Source organism: Actinoplanes sp. M2I2 (assembly GCF_023544445.1).
Classification (GTDB): Bacteria; Actinomycetota; Actinomycetes; order Mycobacteriales; family Micromonosporaceae; genus Actinoplanes.
Genome location: NZ_JALPVJ010000012.1, coordinates 20,070 through 40,870, shown reverse-complemented (window position 1 = coordinate 40,870; position 20,801 = coordinate 20,070). Strand labels below are relative to the sequence as shown.

At 71.1% G+C, this 20,801-nt stretch carries 27 protein-coding genes; 14 read left to right on the top strand and 13 right to left on the bottom strand.

Going from position 1 to position 20,801, the window contains the following annotated elements; all coding sequences use genetic code 11:
- Positions 1 to 38 precede the first annotated feature (38 nt).
- Together mshC and HJC40_RS24815 are read left to right on the top strand one after the other, a co-directional pair.
- Positions 39 to 1,277 (top strand): cysteine--1-D-myo-inosityl 2-amino-2-deoxy-alpha-D-glucopyranoside ligase, encoded by a 1,239-nt coding sequence (gene mshC, locus HJC40_RS24820; RefSeq protein WP_250003983.1) that lies wholly within the window; start codon positions 39 to 41, stop codon positions 1,275 to 1,277.
- A 214-nt stretch (positions 1,278 to 1,491) separates the two neighbouring features.
- Positions 1,492 to 1,773: a hypothetical protein gene (locus HJC40_RS24815; RefSeq protein WP_250003982.1), complete on the top strand. Its 282-nt coding sequence runs from the start codon at positions 1,492 to 1,494 to the stop codon at positions 1,771 to 1,773.
- Positions 1,774 to 1,895: 122 nt separating this feature from the next.
- On the opposite strand, the gene HJC40_RS24810 is transcribed toward HJC40_RS24815, so the two are convergent.
- Positions 1,896 to 2,687: a GntR family transcriptional regulator gene (locus HJC40_RS24810; RefSeq protein WP_250003980.1), complete on the bottom strand. Its 792-nt coding sequence runs from the start codon at positions 2,685 to 2,687 to the stop codon at positions 1,896 to 1,898.
- 414 nt (positions 2,688 to 3,101) lie between these two features.
- On the opposite strand from HJC40_RS24810, the gene HJC40_RS24805 reads away from it, so the two are divergent.
- Positions 3,102 to 3,539, top strand: a complete 438-nt coding sequence (locus tag HJC40_RS24805; protein ID WP_250003978.1) for a DUF6232 family protein — start codon at positions 3,102 to 3,104, stop codon at positions 3,537 to 3,539.
- A gap of 48 nt (positions 3,540 to 3,587) precedes the next feature.
- Here the strand turns inward: HJC40_RS24805 and HJC40_RS24800 are convergent, their stop codons facing one another.
- The 5 genes from HJC40_RS24800 to HJC40_RS24780 form a co-directional block, all read right to left on the bottom strand.
- A complete protein-coding gene (locus tag HJC40_RS24800) occupies positions 3,588 to 3,785 on the bottom strand; it encodes a DUF397 domain-containing protein (protein ID WP_284043699.1) in 198 nt (65 codons plus the stop codon).
- Positions 3,786 to 4,264: 479 nt separating this feature from the next.
- On the bottom strand, positions 4,265 to 4,459 hold the full coding sequence (locus HJC40_RS24795; RefSeq protein ID WP_250003975.1) for a DUF397 domain-containing protein: 195 nt from the start codon (positions 4,457 to 4,459) through the stop codon (positions 4,265 to 4,267).
- Between the two features lie 66 nt (positions 4,460 to 4,525).
- Positions 4,526 to 5,419 (bottom strand): helix-turn-helix transcriptional regulator, encoded by an 894-nt coding sequence (locus tag HJC40_RS24790; RefSeq protein ID WP_250003974.1) that lies wholly within the window; start codon positions 5,417 to 5,419, stop codon positions 4,526 to 4,528.
- A gap of 126 nt (positions 5,420 to 5,545) precedes the next feature.
- The gene (locus HJC40_RS24785) at positions 5,546 to 6,415 is read right to left on the bottom strand and encodes a PAC2 family protein (RefSeq protein WP_250003972.1); all 870 of its coding nucleotides are present in this window, start codon (positions 6,413 to 6,415) and stop codon (positions 5,546 to 5,548) included.
- 30 nt (positions 6,416 to 6,445) lie between these two features.
- Positions 6,446 to 7,018: a phosphoribosyltransferase family protein gene (locus HJC40_RS24780; RefSeq protein ID WP_250003970.1), complete on the bottom strand. Its 573-nt coding sequence runs from the start codon at positions 7,016 to 7,018 to the stop codon at positions 6,446 to 6,448.
- Positions 7,019 to 7,126: 108 nt separating this feature from the next.
- On the opposite strand from HJC40_RS24780, the gene HJC40_RS24775 reads away from it, so the two are divergent.
- A complete protein-coding gene (locus HJC40_RS24775; RefSeq protein ID WP_250003968.1) occupies positions 7,127 to 7,939 on the top strand; it encodes a CDP-alcohol phosphatidyltransferase family protein in 813 nt (270 codons plus the stop codon).
- On the opposite strand, the gene HJC40_RS24770 is transcribed toward HJC40_RS24775, so the two are convergent.
- Positions 7,936 to 8,370 carry a GNAT family N-acetyltransferase gene (locus HJC40_RS24770; RefSeq protein ID WP_250003966.1) on the bottom strand — a complete coding sequence of 145 codons (435 nt, stop codon included), beginning with the start codon at positions 8,368 to 8,370 and terminating at the stop codon, positions 7,936 to 7,938. The two genes, HJC40_RS24775 and HJC40_RS24770, sit on opposite strands and share 4 nt — an antisense overlap.
- A gap of 48 nt (positions 8,371 to 8,418) precedes the next feature.
- Here HJC40_RS24770 and HJC40_RS24765 point away from each other — a divergent pair, with 48 nt between their 5' ends.
- The 4 genes from HJC40_RS24765 to HJC40_RS24750 are packed head-to-tail and all read left to right on the top strand — an operon-like array spanning position 8,419 to position 11,352.
- On the top strand, positions 8,419 to 8,970 hold the full coding sequence (locus HJC40_RS24765; RefSeq protein WP_250003964.1) for a hypothetical protein: 552 nt from the start codon (positions 8,419 to 8,421) through the stop codon (positions 8,968 to 8,970).
- A 38-nt stretch (positions 8,971 to 9,008) separates the two neighbouring features.
- Positions 9,009 to 9,875 carry a helix-turn-helix domain-containing protein gene (locus tag HJC40_RS24760; protein ID WP_250003962.1) on the top strand — a complete coding sequence of 289 codons (867 nt, stop codon included), beginning with the start codon at positions 9,009 to 9,011 and terminating at the stop codon, positions 9,873 to 9,875.
- Between the two features lie 9 nt (positions 9,876 to 9,884).
- Positions 9,885 to 10,604: an SDR family oxidoreductase gene (locus HJC40_RS24755; protein ID WP_250003960.1), complete on the top strand. Its 720-nt coding sequence runs from the start codon at positions 9,885 to 9,887 to the stop codon at positions 10,602 to 10,604.
- Positions 10,605 to 10,620: 16 nt separating this feature from the next.
- The gene (locus tag HJC40_RS24750) at positions 10,621 to 11,352 is read left to right on the top strand and encodes a hypothetical protein (protein WP_250003958.1); all 732 of its coding nucleotides are present in this window, start codon (positions 10,621 to 10,623) and stop codon (positions 11,350 to 11,352) included.
- A 15-nt stretch (positions 11,353 to 11,367) separates the two neighbouring features.
- On the opposite strand, the gene HJC40_RS24745 is transcribed toward HJC40_RS24750, so the two are convergent.
- Together HJC40_RS24745 and HJC40_RS24740 are read right to left on the bottom strand one after the other, a co-directional pair.
- Positions 11,368 to 11,622 carry a YggT family protein gene (locus HJC40_RS24745; protein ID WP_250003956.1) on the bottom strand — a complete coding sequence of 85 codons (255 nt, stop codon included), beginning with the start codon at positions 11,620 to 11,622 and terminating at the stop codon, positions 11,368 to 11,370.
- A gap of 62 nt (positions 11,623 to 11,684) precedes the next feature.
- Positions 11,685 to 12,125, bottom strand: a complete 441-nt coding sequence (locus HJC40_RS24740; protein ID WP_250003954.1) for a MarR family winged helix-turn-helix transcriptional regulator — start codon at positions 12,123 to 12,125, stop codon at positions 11,685 to 11,687.
- A gap of 55 nt (positions 12,126 to 12,180) precedes the next feature.
- Between HJC40_RS24740 and HJC40_RS24735 the strand changes: the two genes are divergently transcribed.
- Together HJC40_RS24735 and HJC40_RS24730 are read left to right on the top strand one after the other, a co-directional pair.
- Positions 12,181 to 13,155: a zinc-binding dehydrogenase gene (locus HJC40_RS24735; RefSeq protein WP_250003952.1), complete on the top strand. Its 975-nt coding sequence runs from the start codon at positions 12,181 to 12,183 to the stop codon at positions 13,153 to 13,155.
- 83 nt (positions 13,156 to 13,238) lie between these two features.
- Positions 13,239 to 13,721 carry an NADPH-dependent FMN reductase gene (locus HJC40_RS24730; protein ID WP_250003950.1) on the top strand — a complete coding sequence of 161 codons (483 nt, stop codon included), beginning with the start codon at positions 13,239 to 13,241 and terminating at the stop codon, positions 13,719 to 13,721.
- Positions 13,722 to 13,738: 17 nt separating this feature from the next.
- Here HJC40_RS24730 and HJC40_RS24725 read toward each other — a convergent pair whose 3' ends face one another.
- The gene (locus HJC40_RS24725) at positions 13,739 to 14,158 is read right to left on the bottom strand and encodes a BLUF domain-containing protein (RefSeq protein WP_250003948.1); all 420 of its coding nucleotides are present in this window, start codon (positions 14,156 to 14,158) and stop codon (positions 13,739 to 13,741) included.
- A gap of 16 nt (positions 14,159 to 14,174) precedes the next feature.
- Positions 14,175 to 14,927 (bottom strand): YqjF family protein, encoded by a 753-nt coding sequence (locus tag HJC40_RS24720; RefSeq protein ID WP_374272637.1) that lies wholly within the window; start codon positions 14,925 to 14,927, stop codon positions 14,175 to 14,177.
- A gap of 157 nt (positions 14,928 to 15,084) precedes the next feature.
- Between HJC40_RS24720 and HJC40_RS24715 the strand changes: the two genes are divergently transcribed.
- Positions 15,085 to 15,747, top strand: a complete 663-nt coding sequence (locus tag HJC40_RS24715; protein WP_250003946.1) for an HAD family phosphatase — start codon at positions 15,085 to 15,087, stop codon at positions 15,745 to 15,747.
- Here the strand turns inward: HJC40_RS24715 and HJC40_RS24710 are convergent.
- Positions 15,716 to 18,244 (bottom strand): ABC transporter permease, encoded by a 2,529-nt coding sequence (locus HJC40_RS24710; protein WP_250003944.1) that lies wholly within the window; start codon positions 18,242 to 18,244, stop codon positions 15,716 to 15,718. The genes HJC40_RS24715 and HJC40_RS24710 overlap by 32 nt on opposite strands.
- Complete coding sequence (locus tag HJC40_RS24705; RefSeq protein ID WP_250003942.1) at positions 18,244 to 18,981, bottom strand: ABC transporter ATP-binding protein; 738 nt, start codon at positions 18,979 to 18,981, stop codon at positions 18,244 to 18,246. The genes HJC40_RS24710 and HJC40_RS24705 overlap by 1 nt, the downstream gene beginning before the upstream one ends.
- 198 nt (positions 18,982 to 19,179) lie before the next feature.
- Between HJC40_RS24705 and HJC40_RS24700 the strand changes: the two genes are divergently transcribed.
- The 3 genes from HJC40_RS24700 to HJC40_RS24690 all read left to right on the top strand — a co-directional run bounded on the left by HJC40_RS24700 (position 19,180) and on the right by HJC40_RS24690 (position 20,764).
- Entirely contained in the window at positions 19,180 to 19,722 is a 543-nt protein-coding gene (locus tag HJC40_RS24700; RefSeq protein WP_250003940.1) for a hypothetical protein, read from the top strand.
- Positions 19,723 to 19,808: 86 nt separating this feature from the next.
- The gene (locus HJC40_RS24695; RefSeq protein ID WP_250003938.1) at positions 19,809 to 20,624 is read left to right on the top strand and encodes a DUF4097 family beta strand repeat-containing protein; all 816 of its coding nucleotides are present in this window, start codon (positions 19,809 to 19,811) and stop codon (positions 20,622 to 20,624) included.
- The gene (locus tag HJC40_RS24690; protein WP_250003937.1) at positions 20,624 to 20,764 is read left to right on the top strand and encodes a hypothetical protein; all 141 of its coding nucleotides are present in this window, start codon (positions 20,624 to 20,626) and stop codon (positions 20,762 to 20,764) included. Before HJC40_RS24695 ends, HJC40_RS24690 begins: the two co-directional genes overlap by 1 nt.
- Positions 20,765 to 20,801 lie beyond the last annotated feature (37 nt).

Genomic DNA, 20,801 nt, shown 5'->3' with positions numbered 1-20,801 from the left:
CGGGGTTTCCGGCCGGGGCCCTGGATAGGCTCCTGACCATGGATGCATGGACCGGGCACGACGTGCCGACCCTGGAGGGGAAGGCGCCGCTGCCGCGCCTTTACGACTCGGCCCGCCGCGAGATCGCCGAGACGGCTCCCGGCTCCACCGCCACGATGTACGTCTGCGGCATCACGCCCTACGACGCCACCCACCTCGGCCACGCCGCCACCATGATCACCTTCGATCTGGTCAACCGGGCCTGGCGCGACGCCGGTCTCGATGTCAACTACGTGCAGAACGTGACCGACATCGACGACCCCCTGCTCGAGCGGGCCATCCGCGACGGCGAGGACTGGGTCGTGCTGGCCATGCGCGAGACCGCCCTCTTCCGCGAGGACATGGAGGCGCTGCGGATCATCCCGCCGGCCCACTACGTCGGCGCGGTCGAGTCGATCCCGGCCATCGTCGAGCACGTGCGCGAGTTGCTGGACTCCGGCGCGGCGTACACGCTCGACGACGGCACCGGCGACGTCTACTACTCGGTGGCCGCGGCGCCCCGGTTCGGCTACGAGTCGAACCTCGCCCGCGACGAGATGATCACGCTGTCCCGCGAGCGGGGCGGCGACCCCGACCGCGAGGGCAAACGCGACCCGCTCGACCCGCTGCTGTGGCGCGGCGCCCGCGACGGCGAGCCGGCCTGGGACGGTGGCGGCCTCGGTCCCGGCCGCCCCGGCTGGCACATCGAGTGCACGACGATCGCGCTGGGCCGCCTGGGCGAGACGATCGACGTCCAGGGCGGCGGCAACGACCTGCTCTACCCCCACCACGAGTGCTCGGCCGCGCACGCCGAGACGCTGACCGGCCGGGCGCCGTTCGCGAGCCACTACGTCCACGCCGGCATGATCGGCCTGGACGGCGAGAAGATGTCGAAGTCCAAGGGCAACCTGGTCTTCGTCTCCCGCCTGCGCGGCGACGGCGTCGACCCGATGGCCGTACGCCTCGGCCTGCTGGCCGATCACTACCGCGGCGATCGTGAGTGGACCGACGAGGTGCTCAAGACGGGGGAGGAGCGCCTGGCCCGGTGGCGGTCGGCCGCCGCCGCGCCGGCCGGGCCGTCGGGCGAGGGTCTCGTGGCCGCCGTGCGGGAGGCGCTCACCAGCGACCTCGACTCACCGGCGGCGCTCGCCGTGGTGGACGCCTGGGCCGAGGCCGCGCTCTCCGGAGTGGGCGACGACGACCAGGCGCCGGTGCTGATGGCCCGCACGGTCGACGCGCTCCTGGGCGTACGCCTCTGAGCGTTCACCTCTGTCCCTCCGGGCGATGCCAGCAGTCGTCTGTCCGGTTTGCGGCGCGGAGGACCCCGCGCCGACCTTAGACGCTGTTCATGACCAAATGGGCGTTTTGGGAACTTTGTACGCGCTTGGCTGGACTCGGCCGGAATGAGCCACAATTCGGCCACGATTCCGCGAGACTTTCGGTGGTCCTGAAAAACGTCCGAAAGGAAACACCATGCGTCGTCCGGTCCTGTACATCGCCGGCCTCTTCCTGGCCACCGGTGCGAGCCTCGCCTTCGCGGGTCCTGCGGCTGCCGCCGTCTCGCACCACGGACAGACGTCGTCCGTCGCCCACAGCCCGTTCGGTGACGGCGACGACTACGACTTCGACTACCGGTCGTCGAGCTACGACCTCGACTACTCCGACAACAACGACTCGTACCACCAGTTCGCCCTGCTGAACATCCTCAGCCCCAACGGGCAGGGCAACACCGGCCTGGGCCTGCTGGGCCGCTGACCGGCAGCACGGAGACGACGGCGGTCCGCCGCCGCTGACCAAGAGACCCGAGGGGCCCTTCGCACGGGGCACCTCGGGTTTTCCGTTGTCCACCGTCCCGCCGGGCGGCGCTGGGGAGCGGCTCAGGCGAGCGCGAGGCCGGGGTCCGGGTCGGGCTCCGGGGCCGGCGCGGGGATCTTGTACTCCTCGGTGAGCGTGGTCATCGGGCCGGGCCAGGTCGCCTGGGCCACCTCGATGGGCTTGCGGGTCTCGTCGAAGGCCACGTGCAGCAGGTGCAGCACCGGGGTGTCGGGCCGGATCTGCAGGATCTCGGCCTCCTCGCGGCTGGGCTGCCGGGCGCTGATCGTGTCGGTCGCCGAGGCGTACCGTTTGCCCAGCACCTCTTCGGCCTCCTGGTAGAGCGGGCGCCCGAAGGCCTCGGCGCGCTCGATGGAGGTCCCGCTCGCGTCGGTCACCCGGAACCAGGACGCGCCGACCTCCACGGCGGCGTCGTCGGTGCGCACGATGTGCCGGCGGACGAGCATCTCGGTGCCGTCGCGCACGCCGAACGCGTCGGCGACCTCCGGCGGGGCCGGCTCCCGGCGTACGGTGACCAGCTGCTGCCGATAGCGGGCGGCGAGATCGGCGTGGTAGCCGCGGTGCGCGCCGTACCGGCCGCGCGACAGTCGGTTGAGGCGGCGCCGCGTGCCCCGGACGTAGGTGCCGGAACCCGGCTTGGTGATCAGGACGCCCTCAACCCGCAACTGGTCGACGGTGCGCTGGACGGTCTGCTTGGCCACGCCGAACATCTCGGCCATGGCCGGGATCGACGGCAGGCGCTCGCCGGGCTGCCAGTCCCCGCGGCGGATGCGTTCCTTGAGCTGAGCGGCGATCTGCCGATGCGGGAACTCGGCCGCTCCCGGATTGATCGTCATCCCGACCTCCTAGACCCTAGGTTCCTAGGATGCCCATCGGTGGCCTAGTGGCTCGCAGCGACACGCCGTCATCGGCATGAACATGCAGGACGGCTGTCTGCTACATAGCTATCAGCGAGACGGAGGAAGGCGCGCTTGAGTGACCTATATCGGGCACGCCGGCTTCCTATCCGGCCGTTCGCGAAGTGCCGACGTCGATTGCCTCGCAAATAGGGCGAGTTCCTATCTGCAATATTGCAGATAGCATCTTCCGATCAAGGTTGATCCCGCCACATACTGAGGACGCTGGGGAGCGGACTTCTCCCTCACGCATCACAGGGCGACCTTCAGCTCGCGACTGGAGCCACCCCCGGGCTCGATCTCCTGGCGGAGGGAACTCGGCACAAGCTTGTCCGGCCGATTCCCCCTACCGGTATGTCCCTGAAGGGGGCCGCAGCGATGTCGGTGTTCTATCAAGGCAGACGTGCGTTCATCACCCATGAGGTGTTCGAGACGACGTCTCTGACGCGACACACGTACCCGATCAAGGATCTGGCCGACGTGCGGATCGTCCGCACGGAACCTGAGCGCAGCGCGACCGACCGGGTCATGGGACTCTCGGCGACGGGCGCGGCCCTGCTCGTCATCCCCGTGGTGGGCCCGGTGTCCCGCATCCTCGCGGGATTCGCGGTGCTGGTGCTCGCGGTGAGCGCCATCGCGAGCCTCGGCCGGCGACCGGTGACCCGGTGGGATCTCGTGGCCCGTCACCGGGGGCAGGCGACGACGTTGTTCTCCTCGGCCGATCGCACGGAATTCGACCAGGTGTGCCGGGGGTTGCGGCGGTCTCTGGAGCGTCACTGGGATGTACGGTGAATTCGGGAAGTCCGGGACGCGTCTTCTGCTCCGCGCCCCGGGCAATTCCTAGAGCTCGAGATTTCCTTCTTTGATCGCCGTCACGAAAACAGCCCATTCGGCCGCGTCGAATGCCAATGGCGGTTTACGGTAATCCTTGGAATCCCGGATAAGGAATGTGTTTCCGGTCCGAGCGACCTCGACGCACATATTGCTTGCGCAGACGGAACTCCTCCGCCATTCCAGGTCAGGTTGCGAAATATTCATCCTTCTCCTCGATGCCGTGTCGGTCAGGCCGCCGGGGAGTGGCGACCGCGGGCGTTTATCCCGTGCACCCGGCTCTGGCCAGGGGTGGGTTGCTTCCGGGGTGATGGTGAGAGCAGTAAGCGATGCGTCGTCACGTGAATGCTCGCGATCTCTGGTAATCGTGCTGCGCCGACCCGCGCCTTGCATTTCTGTGCCCCGCCGACCCGGTCCGTCAAGGGGTGGTGGCCGAGGCTGAGTTCCACCGTGACAACCGCACTGCCTATTCCTTCATACCACACGGGTATCGTGAGAGGGCAAGAAGAATCCGCCGGCGAGGACGGAGAGAAACCCGGCGAGCATCGTGCCCTTCTTCGGGTGATCTTCGAATGCGCAGTTCGGACCGGCGGTCTTTCGCGGGCGGCGCGCATGTCCGGGTCCGGTGAAAAAGCGAGGGGCGCTCCGCGACAGGAGCGCCCCTCGAACTACTGTGACCGGCTGACCTAGAAGTGGTCTGCCTTGATGTCTTCGGTGAACTGGCGCCAGGCCGCGGCGTCGAGGCGCAGCGGCGGGCGGCTCGGGGCCTTCGAGTCCCTCAGGAGGACCTCGTCGCCGGACACGGCGATCTCCACGCACGACTTGTCGGCGCAGTAGGAGCTCCGGCGCCAATCCAGGGTGGTGTCTGGTGCGCGTAGCAACTTTCTTCCTTTCTCGCCCGGCCGGCAGGCTCGGACCCCGAGCGGCCGGGCAGTGATCCGGTCCCCTCAGGGGGTGTCGAGTGACGCTCTGAGGCTCGCGGCCTTCGCCGTGATGCGGCGCAGGGACGCGTCCTCGCGATAGGACTGGTTCCAGACCTGCTCGAAGACGGCTCCGTAGCGGCCGGTCTTGGCGGGGTCGTACTCGATGCTGTCCTCGTCGAACTGCTCCCGGTAGAGCACCGAGTCCTCGGTGTCGCCGTCGAGAGTGAGCAGGGCGAAGGATCCGAGATCGGCAACGAAGGCGCCCTTGTGGAGCGGCATCAGGCGGATGAGGACGTTCGGCCGGGTTGCGACGTCTGCGAGGTCCTCGAGTTGCTCGGCCATCACGCGAGCGCCGCCGATGATGCGCTCGATGGCCGACTCGTCCAGAATGAGCTGATATATCGGCGGCTCTTGGCGTTCCAGGACTGTTTTCCTGCGCATCAGCCGGACGTCGAGGATGACCCGGCGGTTCTCCGGCGTGCGTTCACTGCCCGACTCGTTGATGATGTAGTCCGCCATCGCCGGTGTCTGCAGCAGGCCCGGCACAAGGTTGGGCTGGTACGCGCGGATGTGCGTGGCGGCCAGCTCGAACTGGATGAGCTGGCGGGTGCCGTACGTCAGGTACTGCCGGTGCTCGGGCGGCGTCCACCATCGCTCGCGCCGGGCGAGGTACGCATCGGTGACCAGTTCGTCGACGACCGGCTGAGCGGTGATGTCGTAGATGGCCAGAAGGGCCCGCAGATCGGTCTCGGACACCGCTACTTCGGCCGCTTCGATGCGCTGGACCTTGGACAGGGACCAGCCGAGACGCTGAGCGACCTCGCCCTGGGTGAGGCCCAGAGTCAGCCGGGCCTGGCGCAGGCGGCGGCGTACCTTGTGCCGCGCCACCGCCGGCGAGTCGCCGAGTGAGCCGTTCATGACGTCACGCCAGTCCGTATTCAGGGAGCCACATTTCTGGGTGCTATATCGCAGTTAGCAACATAGCAGCCAGAGATGTCTCCCGTACATTCTCGCGCGCTTCGTCCGTCCGGCGCTGCGGATTCGCTACCAGGAGCCGGCGGTCGGACCGGCGGAGCCGCCGCGGCGGCGCAGGTACTTCTCGAACTCGCTGGCGATCTCGTCGCCGGTCAGCGGCTGGATGCCCTCGTCGCCGACGCGCTCCTCCAGCTCGCGCACGTACTCGCCGAGCTCGGCGTCCTGCTCGGCGGCGGCCCGGACGCGCTTCTCCCACTCGTCGGCCTCTTCGGCCAGGTCGGCCAGGGGCACCGGCAGGTCGAGCACGTCCTCCAGCCGGCTGAGCAGGGCGAGCGTCGCCTTCGGGCAGGGCGGGTTGTTGGCGTAGTGCGGCACGTGCACCCAGAACGACAGCGCGTCGAGGTCGGCCCGGCCCGCCGCCTCGTGCAGCACGCCGACGATGCCGGTCGGACCGTCGTAGCGGGTGGGAACGACCTTGTACTTGTCGGCGGCGTCGCGATCGGTCGCCGAGCCGCTGATCGGCAGCGGGCGGGTGTAAGGAACGTCGGCCAGCAGGGCGCCGAGCAGGACGATCCGGTTGACCTCGAGGCTGTGGCAGATCTCCAGCACCTGCTCGCAGAACGTACGCCAGCGCATGCTCGGCTCGATGCCGCGGATCAGCACGACGTCGCGGTCGGAGCCGGGCGGGCTGGCCACGGTGAACCGTGTGGTCGGCCACTCGATCTTGCGGGTCTCGCCCTCGGCCATCGTGATTGTCGGCCGGCTGACCTGGAAGTCGTAGAAGTCCTCCGGGTCGATGGTGGAGATCTCGCGGGCCTGCCACACCTGTTCGAGGTGGTCCACGGCCGCGGTCGATGCGTCCGCCGCGTCGTTCCAGCCCTCGAAGGCGGCGATGGCCACGGGGGAACGGAGCAGCGGGAGGCCGTCGAACTCAGTCATGGGAGACAGCCTACGTGCGGCCGTCGTCCATCACCCGGCGGCCGCGCCGCGCCTGGACGCCGTGGGGGAGAGAACAGCAGCACAGCGCAGGTTGCGGTAGCGGCCCTCGTGGTCCAGGCCATAGCCGACGATCAGGCCCTCGCCGACGTCGAAGCCCACGAGGGTCGGGGTGCCCGCCTCGACATGGGCGGTCTCGGGCTTGCGCAGCAGGGCGCACACCGCGAGCGACGCCGGGCCGCGCCGGGTCAGGTTGGTGATCAGCCAGGACATGGTCAGACCGGTGTCGATGACGCCGTCGACGAGGACGACGTCGCGTCCCGCGATGTCCAGGTCGAGGTCCTTGAGCAGGCGCACCGAGCCCGACGCGCGGTTGCGGGTGCTGTACGACTTGACGGCCATCCAGCCGATCTCGACCTGACCGGGGTAGGCGCGGGCCAGGTCGACGGTGAAGGTGGCCGCGCCGCCGAGGACGCCGACCAGCACCGGCGTCCGCGACCCGTAGCGGTCGTGCAGCTCGCCGGCGAGAGCACCGACGCGCGCGAGGATCTGGTCCTCGGTCAGGAGCACGCTTTCCAGGTCGTCCGCGACATGACTGGCCTCCACGGGAGTCCTCCGTCCGATTTTGCCGTCCGCGTCCTTTGAGAGTTGTTCAACTTCTAGTAAGGTCCGCGCGGTTGATCATTCACCTATCGGTAGCAGCAGGAGATCGGCATGGCGCAGCGGTTCCCCCTCGAAGTGATCCGCGACCGCACGTACAAACAGCGTGACGCGTGGTGGACCGTCGGGCTGGTCGACCCGCTCGCCTCCCGCCTGGTGTGGCTCGTCTCGCCGTGGCGTTCCGTGACTCCCAACCGCCTGACGCTGCTGGCCTTCGTCGTCGGTCTCGGGAGCGCGTACTCGTTCTGGCGCGCCGACTACCCGTGGCTGCTGCTGGGTGCGCTGCTGTTCCACCTCAGCTTCGTCCTGGACTGCATGGACGGCAAGATCGCCCGGCTGAACGGGACCGGCTCGCCGTTCGGGTCGTGGCTCGACTACGTGTTCGACCGGTTGCGGGTGGCCGCGTGCGCGGTCGGTCTGTTCGGCGGGCAGTACGCGGCGACGGACAACCTGACGTACCTCTGGGTCGGCGGGGTCGTCGTCTTCCTCGACATGTTCCGCTACCTCAACGCGCTGCAGATGGGCAAGGTGCGCGCCGACCTCAACCAGGGCGCCGTCGTGATGACCGACGAGGACTCCGAGGCCGGCCCGGTCGTGGTCGCCGAGCCGACCGGCGGCGAGTCGCCGGTGTGGCGGCTGCGCAACTTCCTCGTCCGGCACCGGATCCGGCCGCACCTGTTCAGCGGCATCGAGTTCATGATGTTCGTCTTCATCCTGGGCCCGGTCACCCGGCAGATCATCCTGGTCGCCGAGCTGTCCTCGGTGCTGATGGTCGCGTTCGAGCTGCTGCTCATCCACCGCCTGTACGCCTACACGAAGAGCAAGAGCCGCCGCCCCGAGGAGCAGCGGGTCCCGGTCGCCGTCTAAAGGACGTTGTCCATCACGGTGATCTCGGTCAGGGCGTCGAACCCGGCCCGGGCGTAGAGCTCGACCGCCCGGGCATTGCCGGTCTCGGTCTGCAGGGAGAGGCGGTGCGCCCCGGCGGCGCGCGCCTCCTCGCCGACAGCCACGAGCAGCGCGCGGGCCACTCCTTGCCGCCGCGAGGCCGGTCGTACGTAGAGGTCGCGTACCAGCCACACAGTGCGCAGGGTGAGGGCGGCCGGCACCACGGCGACGGTGCAGATGCCGTCGGCGTCGCCGGCGATGTAGACCCGGGCCCGCGCCGACTCGACCTGCTCGCGCAGCCACGTGGCGACCGCCTCGGGCGCCGGGTTGGCCCCGTAGTGCTGGCGGTATTCGTCGAGGAGCCCGGCCGCGGCCCCGACGTCGCCCAGGCTGCCCAATCGCGTCACGGTCACCTGTTCATAATCACCCAGAGAACCGGCAAACCAGGGCATAATCTCATCGTGACGCACATCGACGAGGTGCTCGGTCCCGATGACGACACGGTGACGTTCTTCCAGCCCCGGGCGATGGTCTACGTCACGATGCTCTGGGTGATCGCCGCCGTCTGGGCCACCACGCTCGGGCTGTTCACGCTGATCCGGCTGGCCGCCGGCGATCGGCCCACCCCCGGCGACCTCGTCCTCTATCTCGAGCTGGCCCTGATCGTGCCGGTCGTGCTGGCCGCCGTCATCGTGCTGGCGGCCTGGAACCGGTTCGGCTGGCTGCACAGCTCGATGCGCGGGCTCGACTTCGCCGCCACCGGTCGCCGCCCCGTGCACCTTCCGTGGGCGGGCATCGGCGAGGTGGCGCTGCGTTACCGCGGCCCGTTCACCGAACTCGTCATCACCCCGGTCGACGCCGACTTCGTGGAGCGACTGGGCGGCCCCGGGCGGGCGCCCCGGACCCGGCGGCGCGGCGGTCAGGTGGCGTACCTGGTCGACGTGGGCCTGATGTCCCCGGCGCCCGAGGTCCTGCTGGCCGAGCTGCACCGCCGCCTGCCCACGAAGGTCTGAGCCTTGACCGGGCGCAGGGTGATGGGGACCCTGGCGGCATGGGGGCGCACATCCATTCCGTGCCGGCGGTGATCTCGGCCGAGCCGTGTGAGGTGGCGGTCCGCCCGGCGCCGCCCGCCCTGAAGCCGTACGTGCTGGGGTTCTCGGGGTTCCGCTCGGGATCGGGGTGCCCGGTCGAGCATCTGCTGCTGCCGCTGGCCAGCACGACCGTGATCGTCGACTTCGGGTCGCCGTCGGGCATCGTCTCGGGCGCGCGCGAGGTGGCCACCACGCGGGGCGGGACCAGCTGGGGGCACGGCGTGAGTGTGGGGCTGACCCCGCTCGGTGTGGGCACGCTTCTGGGGGTCCCGATGCGGGAGCTCGGGGAGTCGTCCGTGGCGCTGGCCGACCTGCTCGGGCCGGCGGCGACGGAGCTGCCCGGGAGGCTCGGCGCCGCCGGGGGCTGGGGCGAGCGGTTCGACCTGCTGGAGGCGGTCCTGGAGGCCGCTCTGCAGGGCCTCGGGGCCGGCGTACGTCTGCGCGGCGCCCGGTCCGTCACGCCCGAGCCCGCGGTGCTGACTGCGTGGCGACGGCTCCAGTCGGACAGCCGCCCGACGGTCGAGCGGCTGGCCGGCGAGCTCGGCGTCACGCGGCGCCGGTTGGAGCGGGGCTTCCGGCGCCACCTCGGGATGTCACCGGCGACGGTGGCCCGGATCGCCCGGTTCCAGCGCGTCGTGGGGCGGCTCGGCGCGGGGGCGGCGCTCTCGGACGCGGCGGCCGACAGCGGCTACGCCGACCACCCGCACCTGGCCCGCGAGACCCGCGCGATGACCGGTCTGACCCCGACCGCGCTCGCCGCCCACCTCCGGACCCCTCCGCTGACGGTGTCGCATTCGTCCAAGACCGGCGGCGCCCGCCGGTCCTAGCGTGCGGGCATGACGCTGACGGGAAAGACCGCGCTGGTGACCGGAGGCTCGCGCGGCATCGGGCGGGCCGTCGTCGAGGAACTCGCGGGCGCGGGCGCCCGGGTCGTCTTCACCTACCGGCAGGACGCCGCGGCCGCCGCGAAGGTCGTCGAAGGCACTCCCGGCGCCGTCGCCGTCCGCGCCGATCAGGAGGACCTGGGCGACCTGGCCGCGATGCTCGAGCCCGTCCGGGACGGCTTCGACATCCTGGTCAACAACGCCGGGACGGCCGCCGCGGCGCTGATCGGGGACCTCACCCCGGAGGAGTTCGACCGCGTCTTCACGATCAACACGAAGTTCCCGCTGTTCGCGATCCGCGCGGCGGCGCCGTTGCTGCGCGACGGCGGCCGCATCGTCAACATCTCCACGCTCAACACGGTCACGCAGGCGGCCGGCCTGGCCCTGTACTGCGCCAGCAAGGCGGCCCTGGAACAGATCACCGCCGTCGCCGCGCGGGAGCTGGGCCCGCGCGGCATCACGGTCAACTCGGTGCTGCCGGGTGCGACCGACACCGATCTGCTGCGCTCGGCCAACCCGCCGGAGGCGCTGGCCGGCGTGGCCGCGATGACCGCCCTGGGCCGGCTCGGCCGGCCCGCCGACGTGGCCGCCGTGGTCGGCTTCCTGGCCTCGCCGCAAGGCGGTTGGGTGACCGGCCAGCACATCCGGGCCACCGGCGGTCTGATGGTGTGACGCTATCGTGCGCGGTGTGCAGATCGTCACCCGCGCCGAGCGGCCCGACCTCGACGAGCGGGCGGCCGAGGTCTTCCGCGAACGCTGGCCGGAGTTCATCTTTCACGACCACGTCCCCAAGCGGTATCTGCCCCGGGCGCAGCGCTGGTTCGGGCGCTTCGACGTGGTCGCGCTCGACGACGAGGGCGCGGTGCTGGCCGGTGGCTGGGGTGTGCCGATCGCCTGGGACGGCTCGTTCGACGACCTGCCGGGCGGGTACGACGACGCTCTGGTCCGGGCGGTCGAGGGGCACGAGGTCGGCCTGCCGCCGACCACGCTGTGCTTCATGGCGGCGGCGGTGGGGGCGGCTCACGACCGGCGCGGGCTGGCCGGCGCCGTCCTCGAGGAGCTCGAGCAGCGGGCCGGCGCCGACGGGCTGGCGCACGTCGTGGCCCCCCTGCGGCCGACGTGGAAGGACCGTTACCCGACCGTCCCGATGGCCGAGTACGCGACGTGGGCCCGGCCCGACGGGCTGTCGATCGACCCGTGGATCCGGACCCACCAGCGCATGGGTGCGACCGTGCTCGGCCCGGCCCGGCGCTCGATGGTGATCGCCGGGACCGTGGCCGAGTGGGAGCAGTGGACCGGGATGCTGTTCCCGGTGACCCGCGACTACGTCGTGCCGGGCGCGCTCAACCTCGTGCACGTCGACGTGGAGCAGGACCGCGGGGTCTACGTCGAGGAGAACCTGTGGGTGCGGCACCGCTGACGGGGGTGGCCCGGCTCAGATGATGGCCCGCAGCACCACGATGGCGAAGAAGACGATGAGGAAGGCCAGATCGATCGCCGCGCCGCCGATGCGCAGCGGCGGGACGACCCGGCGTACGGGGGCGAGGATCGGCTCCGTGACGGTGTAGACGCCGGACATCAGCTTCGACCGGAAGCCGCCGGCCTGGGCGGGCCCGGCCAGCACGGTGCTCCAGTCGAGCAGGGCCCGGGCGACCAGCAACAGCTGCACGAGCAGGAGAACCAGGTCCACGAGGGCCAGGATCAAGGGATACCTCCAGTACCCGAAGGAACGACCCCTCTACTGTGCGTCGCTCAGCTGTGCGATCGCTGTGCGCTGTCTGCGAGGAGCCGGCGGACCATGTCGTGCATCGACCGCTGCTCGGCGTCGTTGAGGACTCCGTCGAGTCTTTCGGCCACGGCGGCGTCATAGGTGACCGTGGCGGCGGCCAGGCGGGCGCGGCCCTCGGCCGTCAGGGTGATCAGGCTGGCCCGCCGGTCGGCCGGGTCGGCGGTACGTTCGATCAGGCCGGCCGCGCGGACACGATCGGCCAGTTTGCTGGCTCCACCGACGGTGATGCGCAGCCCCCGGGCGAGGTCGCCGACCCGCAGCGTGTCCCCGCCGGCCAGCGCCAGCAGCGCCTCGAAGAACGCGAGCGGCAGGTCGTGCTCCCGCTTGAGGCGGGCGTCGACGTGGTCCCAGAGCAGGATCTCGAGCCGGATCAGATCGTTCAGCCAGTGCACCCGTCGCGTCACGGGACCAATTTACCTTCCGTGGAATTAGATTCCATGGAATGTTGTTTCCCGGGGCATGAGAGCGATCGTCCTTACCGAGCCCGGCCCCGTCGAGAACCTCCAGATCCGTGACCTGCCCCTGCCGTCCCCGGGTCCGGGCCAGGTGCGCATCCGGGTCAGGGCGTTCGGCCTGAACCGTTCCGAGCTTCACCTGCGCCTCGGGTACGCCGACGGCGCCGTCCTGCCGGTCGTGCCCGGCATCGAGGCGGTCGGCGTCGTCGATGCCGCGCCGGGCACCGACCTCGTCCCGGGACAGCAGGTCGCCGCGATGATGGGCGGGATGGGCCGCACCTTCGACGGTGGCTACGCCGACTACACCGTGGTGCCGCGCTCGCAGGTGGTCCCGTTCCGCTCCGGCCTGCCGTGGCAGGTGATCGGCGGCGTTCCCGAGACCCTCCAGACCGCGTACGGGACCCTGACCGCCGGCCTCGACCTGCGCGCCGGGCAGACGCTGCTCATCCGGGGCGGCACCTCGGCCCTGGGCTACGCCACCGCCGCCCTGGCCCGTGACCTGGGCGCCACCGTGCTGGCCACCACCCGCCGGCCCGACCGCCTGGCCGGGCTCGCGGCCAACGGCGTCGACCACCCGGTCCTCGACGACGGCGCGGTCGCCGCCCGGGTGCGCGCGGTCGTGCCGGCCGGGGTCGACGCCGCCCTGGAACTCGTCGGCACGCCGACGCTGCGCGACACGCTGGCCGCGACCCGCGTGCACGGCACGGTCTGCTTCGCCGGGATGCTCTCCGACCAGTGGACGATCCCCGACTTCTACCCCATCGACTATCTGCCCACCGGTGTACGCCTCACCGCGTACAGCGGAGACGCGGCCGACCTGCCGCAACACGTCCTGCAGGACGCGCTCGACCGCCTGGCCGCCGGCACGCTCAAGCTGGGCCCGGTGACGGTGTACCCGTTCGACCGGATCCGCGACGCCCACCGCGACATCGAGGAGAACCGCGTCAGCGGGAAGGTCGTTGTCCTCAACGGTAGCTGAAAGTAGTCAATCGTTCGACGTATGGCAATCTTCGAGGCTGCGCCCGATGATGACGGGAGACGATTGCTCTGAGGAGGCGCCCTATGCCGGACGTGGTTGTCGTCTCCGGTCACCCGAGCCCCGGGTCGCGAACCCTGCGGCTGGCCGCGGCCCTGGGGGAGCGGATAGCGCGGAGCCGCGGCGACGCGGCGTTCGTCACCGTCGACGTCGCCGAGCTCGGCCCCGGCCTGCTCACCCCGGCCGACGGCGCCACCGGGGCGGCCCTGCTGGAGGTGCAGGACGCCGCGGTGCTGATCGTCGCGACCCCGACCTATCGCGGCACCTTCTCGGGCGCGCTCAAGGTGCTGCTCGACCAGCTGCCGGCCAACGCGCTGGCCGGCGTGCTGGCCGTGCCGGTGGTCACCGCCGAGGTGCAGTCGCAGGCCGACACGGCCGAGGCGTTCCTGGCCCGGCTGCTGCGCGAGCTCGGCGCCGACGTGGTCGACTTCGGCCTCACCGCGGCCGGCCCCGAGCTCGCCGACCCGGCCGGCGTGGCCGACCAGTACACCGCCGCCCTGATCCCCTGAGGGCAGCCGAGCACGGTTCAGTAGGCGCGTCGCAGATCGCGCATCCGCCGCATCAGGGTGGTGGCCGTCTCGGCGTTCAGCGCGGCCGGGGTGAACTCGAACCCGGGCAGCACGTCGCGCAGGGCGACCTTGAGCTCCGGCGAGGTGCTGTCGACCAGGCCCATCGACCAGTCCGGGAAGGTTCGCTCGGGCACGTCGTGCACCGCGATCAGCGCGATCTCGCGGTGCCGGGGGTCGTCGCTGATCGTCCGGAACGTCCGGGTGATCTTCTCCGCGTCGCCCTCCAGGCACTGCAGGAAGTAGTCGCGGTTGAACAGCAGCACGCCGGTGATGTCGCGATCCACGTTCTTGCGCCGGGCCTCGTCACGGATCTCGAAGATCCCGTTCGGTGGCAGGCTGTTCTTGCGGCTGCGGTAGATCAGCTGCGTGACGCTCATTTCCCCAGGCTAGAGGCTAGGTGGGGGCCAATATGTGGGTCCGGCCGAACCCCACCGCGACGCCCGGCGAGTACAGGACGCTCACCGGGGGATCGGACGGCTGGGGGAGACCGGCCGCGCCGATCAGGGTGTCGGAGAGCGACAGCAGCTCGGCGCGTCGCAACGGCCAGCTCGGGTGCTCGTTGGCGAGATGGCGCGTGCCGCCCCACGCCGAGGTGTGCAGGCCCCAGCGGGCGGTGACGAACTGCTCGAGCGGCGTCGGCTCGTCCACCGGGCCGCCCACCCGGATCGACAGCTCGCTCGTCGCGGTGCGCGGGCCGGGCCAGCGACGGCGCGACGTGTACGTCAGGACGTCACCGGCCCGGGTGATCCGCATGCGCGCCCACATGTACGGCAGGCGCAGCGACAACCGTGCGGCGATCACCGGGATGAGGCGCTCGGCCTCCAGCGAGCGGAACACGACGCCGCGGCGGCCCTGCTCGTCGACGCTGTAGAGCCGCACGTTGGTCTCGGCGAACGTGCCCAGGTAGGGCACGCCCGGACCGCCCAGGAAGCCGACGCCCTCCATGCGGAAGCCGATCAGCCCGACGTAGGTGAGACCGTCGAGGGTGTCCGGCGTCGTGCCGACCGGCAGCAGCGGCGCGACCAGCGCGGGATCGACCGGCCAGTGCAGGAAGGCCAGGTCGGCCCAGCGTTGCCCGAGCAGGGACCGCCGTAGCGGGCGCGGCGTGTTGAGGGTGACGGCTTCGGGGTTCAGCGGGGACCTCACTCACGTCGGCTTCCTGCCGCCGAAGGTACGCCGCCCCGCCCCGGCCGGGACAGTGATGGAGGTAACGGCGGCCCGGTACCGATCCCGCGGGGGACAATGGCTGCGACACCCACCTTGACGATGGAGGCTCATCCTGAACGCCCGACGACCGGCCGCGGTGCTCTTCGACATGGACGGAACGCTGGTTGACAGCGAGAAAGTGTGGGAGATCGCCCTGCACGAGCTGGCCGCCCGGGCCGGGGGCACGCTGTCCCCGGCCGCCCGCCACGCCATGATCGGCAGCAGCATGGCGAACAGCATGCGGATCCTGCGTGACGACCTGGGTCAGCCCGACCGCCCCGAGGCGCCCGACGTCGAGTGGCTGACCACTCGCGTCTTCGAGCTGTTCGGCGACGGGCTGGTGTGGCGGCCTGGCGCCCAGGCGCTGCTGCACGCCGTCCGGTTCGCCGGCCTGCCGACGGCGCTGGTCACCTCGACCGGCCGCCGGCTCGTCGACGTCGCCCTCGAGACGATCGGCCGGGACAACTTCGACGTCATCGTCTGCGGCGACGAGGTCACCATGCCCAAGCCCGACCCCGAGCCCTACCGGGCGGCGGCCAAGCTGCTCGGCGTCGCCATCGAGGACTGCGTCGCGATCGAGGACTCGCCGACCGGCGTGTCCAGCGCCCTGGCCTCGGGCGCGGCCGTGCTGGCGGTCCCGTCCGAGCTGGAGCTGCCGCCGACCGACGGGGTCCACCTCCGCACCTCGCTGGTGGGCGTGGACCCCGAATATCTGGCCGGTCTGCTCGTCAATCGTGGGCTATTGCAGCCAGAACGTTGAGCCGGGCGGCCTTGATCGAAGGCAGCACGGCGGCCAGGACGCCGACCACGGCGGCCAGGCCGAGGTAGAGGCCCATCTGCGCCCACGGCAGCACCAGATCGGTGATGCCGTCGCTCTCCAGGGCCCGCACCACCGCGGCGCCCAGGCCCGCGCCCACGACGACGCCCAGCAGCGCGCCGAAGACCGAGATCACCACGGCTTCGACCGTCACCATGCGCATCGTCTGGGCGCGGCCCAGGCCGACGGCCCGCAACAGGCCCAGCTCGCGGGTGCGTTCCAGCACCGACAGCGCGAGCGTGTTGACCACGCCGAGCACCGCGATGAGGATCGCCAGGCCGAGCAGCACCTGCACCATCGTGATGACGGTGTCGAAGTCGCCCGCCTGCTGGTTGATGTAGCTGCTGCGGTCGGTGGCGTTGACCTCCGGGCTGTCGGCCACCAGCGCCTTGATCTGCGGCAGCACCTGGGCCACGGTGGCGCCGTCGGCGAGCCGCACGAAGCCCAGGATCGGCTGGGTCAGCCCGAACTCCCGGGTCGCGGCCGGCGGCAGCAGGTAGCTGCCCGGCATGGCGTCCTCGTCGTAGGTCGCGGCGATCGTGTAGCGATGTTCCGCGCCCCGGGCCAGTTGCACCGTCAGCACGCTGCCGACCGTCCAGCCGTGGCCGGCCGCCTCCTGCGTGCTCACCGCCATCTGGTCGGGCCGCAGAGCCGGCAAGGGCGTCGACCCGTACGCCTCGGCGAGCCGGGCGAGGTTGTCGGTGGCGTTGACGTAGGTGCGTTCGCCGTCGATCAGCGCCTGGTCGTTCCACACGCCCGCGGCGGCCCGCACTCCGGGCACCGCGGCCGTCTCGGCCAGCACGGCCGGATCGAAGGTCGGTGGCCGCGGCCCGTTCTGCTCGCCGCCGATCACGATCTCGGCCTTGACCGTGCTCTCGGCCTGGGCGGCCAGGCTCGACTTGGCCGAGTCCATCACCACGGTCACCCCCGTGACCAGGGCGATGCCGACCATCAGGGCGGCCGCGGTGATCGCCGTACGCCGGGGGTTGCGCCCCGAGTTGAGCCGGCCCAGCCGCCCCGGCACCGACCACGAGAACAGCCGGCCCAGCCCGGACACGACCGGCTTGGAGATGAGCGGGGTGAGCAGCGCGACGCCGATGAACGTCACCAGCACGCCGCCGAGGATCAGCCACAGCGAACTCGTCCCGTACAGACCGACCCCGAGCATGGTGGCGCCGGCCGCGCCGATCACGGCGCCGGTGACGGTGACCCGGGTCAGCGGCCGGTCCGGGGTGGACACCTCCTGCATCGCGGCGATGGGGGCGATCCGGGCGGCGCGCAACGCCGGCAGCACGGCCGCGACGACGGTGACGACCACGCCGACGATCAGCGAGCTGAGGATCGCGGCGAGCGGGACGCCCACCGGCGCCGGGTCGAGCCCCCCGCTCATCGAGCCGAACAGGGTGACCAGCAGCGCCCCCACGCCGACCCCGGCGCCCAGACCGAGCACCGCGGCGATCAGCCCGATCACGAGCGCCTCGACCAGGACGGAATTGATCACCTGACGGCGGCCGGCGCCGAGCGCGCGCATCAGCGCCAGCTCGCGGGTCCGCTGGGCCACGATGATCGAGAACGTGTTGAGGATCAGGAACGTGCCGACGAACAGAGCCACGCCGGCGAAGCCCAGCAGGATGTTGTTGAAGAAGCCGAGCGCCTCCTTGAACTGCGCCGAGCTCTCGGCGGCCAGCTGCTCACCCGTCTTGACGTCGTAGCCCGCGCCGACCTGGGCGGCGATCCGGTCCCGTACGTCGGCGGGCTCGGCGCCGTCGTCGACGCGCACGGTGACCTGGTTGAAGACGCCGGTCCGGCCCAGCATCGAGCGCTGCGCGACCGGTTCGGTGAAGGCGACCTCCTGCACGCCGCCGATGCTGTCCCGGCCGTCGGTGTAGCCCCACACCCCGACCAGCGTGAACGTCTCCTTCGGCAGCTGGGTCAGCACGCCCACCCGGTCGCCGACCTTGAGCCCGGCGGCCTTCGCGACCGCCTCGTTGACCGCAATCTCGGTGTCCTGGCCAGGCCCGCGGCCCTGGCGCATCTCCATGATGTCGTCGGTGCCGACCCAGTTCATACCGATCCGCGGCGGACCGAAGCTGGTCACCACCTTGCCGTCCGAGCCGATCACCCGGGCGCCGTCGGTGGCGACCACGCCGATGGCCTCCCGCACGCCCGGGACCTGGCCGACGGTCGCCACGACCGACGCCGGCAGTGGCGTGTCGACCTGCTCGCCGTCCATCTCGGCCACGGCGATCTTGGGCTTGGCCTTGACGGCCACGTCGGTCGTCGCGTAGCCCTCGGCGAACAGGTTGTCGAACGTGCGCCCCAGCGTGTCGGTGGTGACGAACGCGCCGGCGACGAACATGACCCCGAGCACCACCGCCAGCCCGGACAGCACCAGCCGCAGCTTGCGGGCCAGCAGGCTTTTCAGCGTCGCGCGCAGCATCAGACGAGCACCTCCCCGGCCTTCATCTGCTCGAGCACCGACTCGGGGGTCGGGTTGTCGAGCTCGGCGACGATCTCACCGTCGGCCAGGAAGACCACCCGGTCGGTGTAGCCGGCGGCGACCGGGTCGTGGGTGACCATGACGATCGTCTGGCCGTGTTCCATCACGCTGCTGCGCAGGAACGACAGGATCTCGGCCCCGGCCTTGGAGTCCAGGTTGCCGGTCGGCTCGTCGGCGAAGATGACGTCGGGCCGGCTCATCAGCGCCCGCGCGCACGCCACCCGCTGCTGCTGGCCGCCGGAGAGCTGGCTGGGCCGGTGGCCGAGCCGGTCGCCCAGGCCCACCGTGCCGATCACCGTGTCCCACCACTGCGGGTCGGGCTTCTTCCCGGCGATGTCGAGCGGCAGCCGGATGTTCTCGGCCGCGGTGAGCGTCGGCAGCAGGTTGAACTGCTGGAAGATGAAGCCGACGCGGTCGCGCCGCAGCCGGGTGAGCGCCTTGTCGCCGAGGCCGGTGACCTCGGTGCCGCCGATGTGCACCGTGCCACGGGTGACCGTGTCGAGGCCGGCGAGGCAGTGCATGAGGGTGGACTTGCCGCTGCCCGACGGGCCCATGATGGCGGTGAACTTGCCGCGCTCGAAGTTCGCGCTCACGCCGCGCAACGCCACCACGCGCGCTTCGCCCTTGCCGTACACCTTCCAGACGTCGTCGGCGCGTGCGGCCTGTGTCCCGTTCATCTCTGCCCCCTGGTCGTGGTTTCTGCTGGGGTCAGTGTTCCGGTATGACGGCGCGTTGACGTCAGCCCACGGGCGTACGGGAACGCGGAGATTCGGGTACGGGGAGCACCCAGGGGCCTCTCAGGGTCCACCCTGAGATGTCATGGTGACTGCGGTGTGACACTTGACTGACGTCATGAGTGACGTCATAGTGGTCTCATGGACCTGACGCCGTACCTCGAAACGCTCCGGGCGGACCTCGCCGCCGCCGCGGCGCCGGCCGGCCCCGAGACGAGCCGCGCCGCCGAACTGCTCGGGCACTCCCTCGAGTCGTCCGCCCGGCTGGCGCTGCTCGAGGCGCTGTCCGACGCCGCCGCCGAGATCACCACGCGGCTGCCTGACGCCAGCGTCGAGGTGCGGCTGCGCGGCCGCGAGGCCGACCTCGTGGTCAACCACCACGTCCCCGAGCCGCCGGCGCCGCCGACCCCGCCGGCGCCGCCGGCCGCCCCGCTCCCACCGGACGCGGGCGACCTGACCCGGCTCACCCTGCGGATGCCCGAAGCGCTGAAGACCCACGTCGAACAGACGGCGGCAGCCGAGGGCATCTCGGTCAACGCATGGCTGGTGCGCGCGGTGACCGCCGCGGTCAACGCGCCGGCACCGCCCCCGTTCCCCTTTTCCGGTGGCCGGCCCGGTGGCCCGCCCGGTGGCTCGCCTGGTGGCCGTAACCCGAAGCGGGTGACCGGCTACTTCCAGGCCTGACCCCCGCCCTCCCTGCTTGACCTTGACCCTCGGTGAGGGTCGAGCCTCATCCGCATGCCCTCATCCGGCAGGAAGAGAGACCCCTCATGTACGAGTTCCCGCACCCCACCCCCGTCACCGTGGCGCTGCACGCCCGCAACGGAGTCGTCCGGCTCTCGGCCGAGGACCGCGACGACATCCAGGTCACGGTCGAGCCGATGGACGGCAAGGACACCTCCCGCGAGGCCGCCGACAAGACTTCCGTACTGCTCGAGGGCGACACCCTGATCGTCGGGGAGTCCGGCACCATGTCGTGGTCGCTGCGCCGGACCCCGAAGCTGGCCATCACCGTCCGGGTGCCCGCGGGCAGTTCGGTGGCCGGCAAGAGCGCCTCGGCCGACGTGACCGCCACCGGCAACTGGAACACGGTCACCCTGGACGTCGCCTCGGCCGACGTCCAGATCGACGAGGCCGCCGGTGACGCCGGTGTGGACAGCGCCAGCGGAGACCTGCGCATCGGCCGCATCGGCGGCTCGCTGCGCGTCAGCGTCGCCTCCGGAGACGTACGCGTCGGCGACGTCACCGGTGACGTCGCGGCGAAGTCGGCCAGCGGAGACCTGAGCTTCGACGGCATCGACGGCGCGCTCCGCGCCTCCACCGCCTCCGGCGACATCCGGGTCGGCCGGCTGCGCGAAGGCCAGAGCCTGATCAAGACCGCGTCCGGCGACGTCCAGGTCGGCATCGAGCCCGGCGCGGGCGTGTGGCTCGACGTGAGCACCGCCTCCGGCCGCACCATCACCGACCTGACCCAGCAGGGCGTCGCCCCGCCGACCACCGACGGCCCGACCATCGAACTGACCGTCCGCACCGCCAGCGGCGACATCCACCTGCACCGCGCCACCGCCGAAAGGAAGGCCGCCTGATGCTCCCCGACAACCGCTTCAACCTGGAAAGCTCCGTACGCCGCCGCCTCACCGCCGGTCGCAAGCGGGCCGGCCGGTTCACCCCGCCGGACTGGCCGGTGAGCCGGGGCCCCACCCCGAACCCCCGCCGGTCCGACTGACTGTCGCCGCCCGCCCATCGCCGCCCGCCCGAGCCGG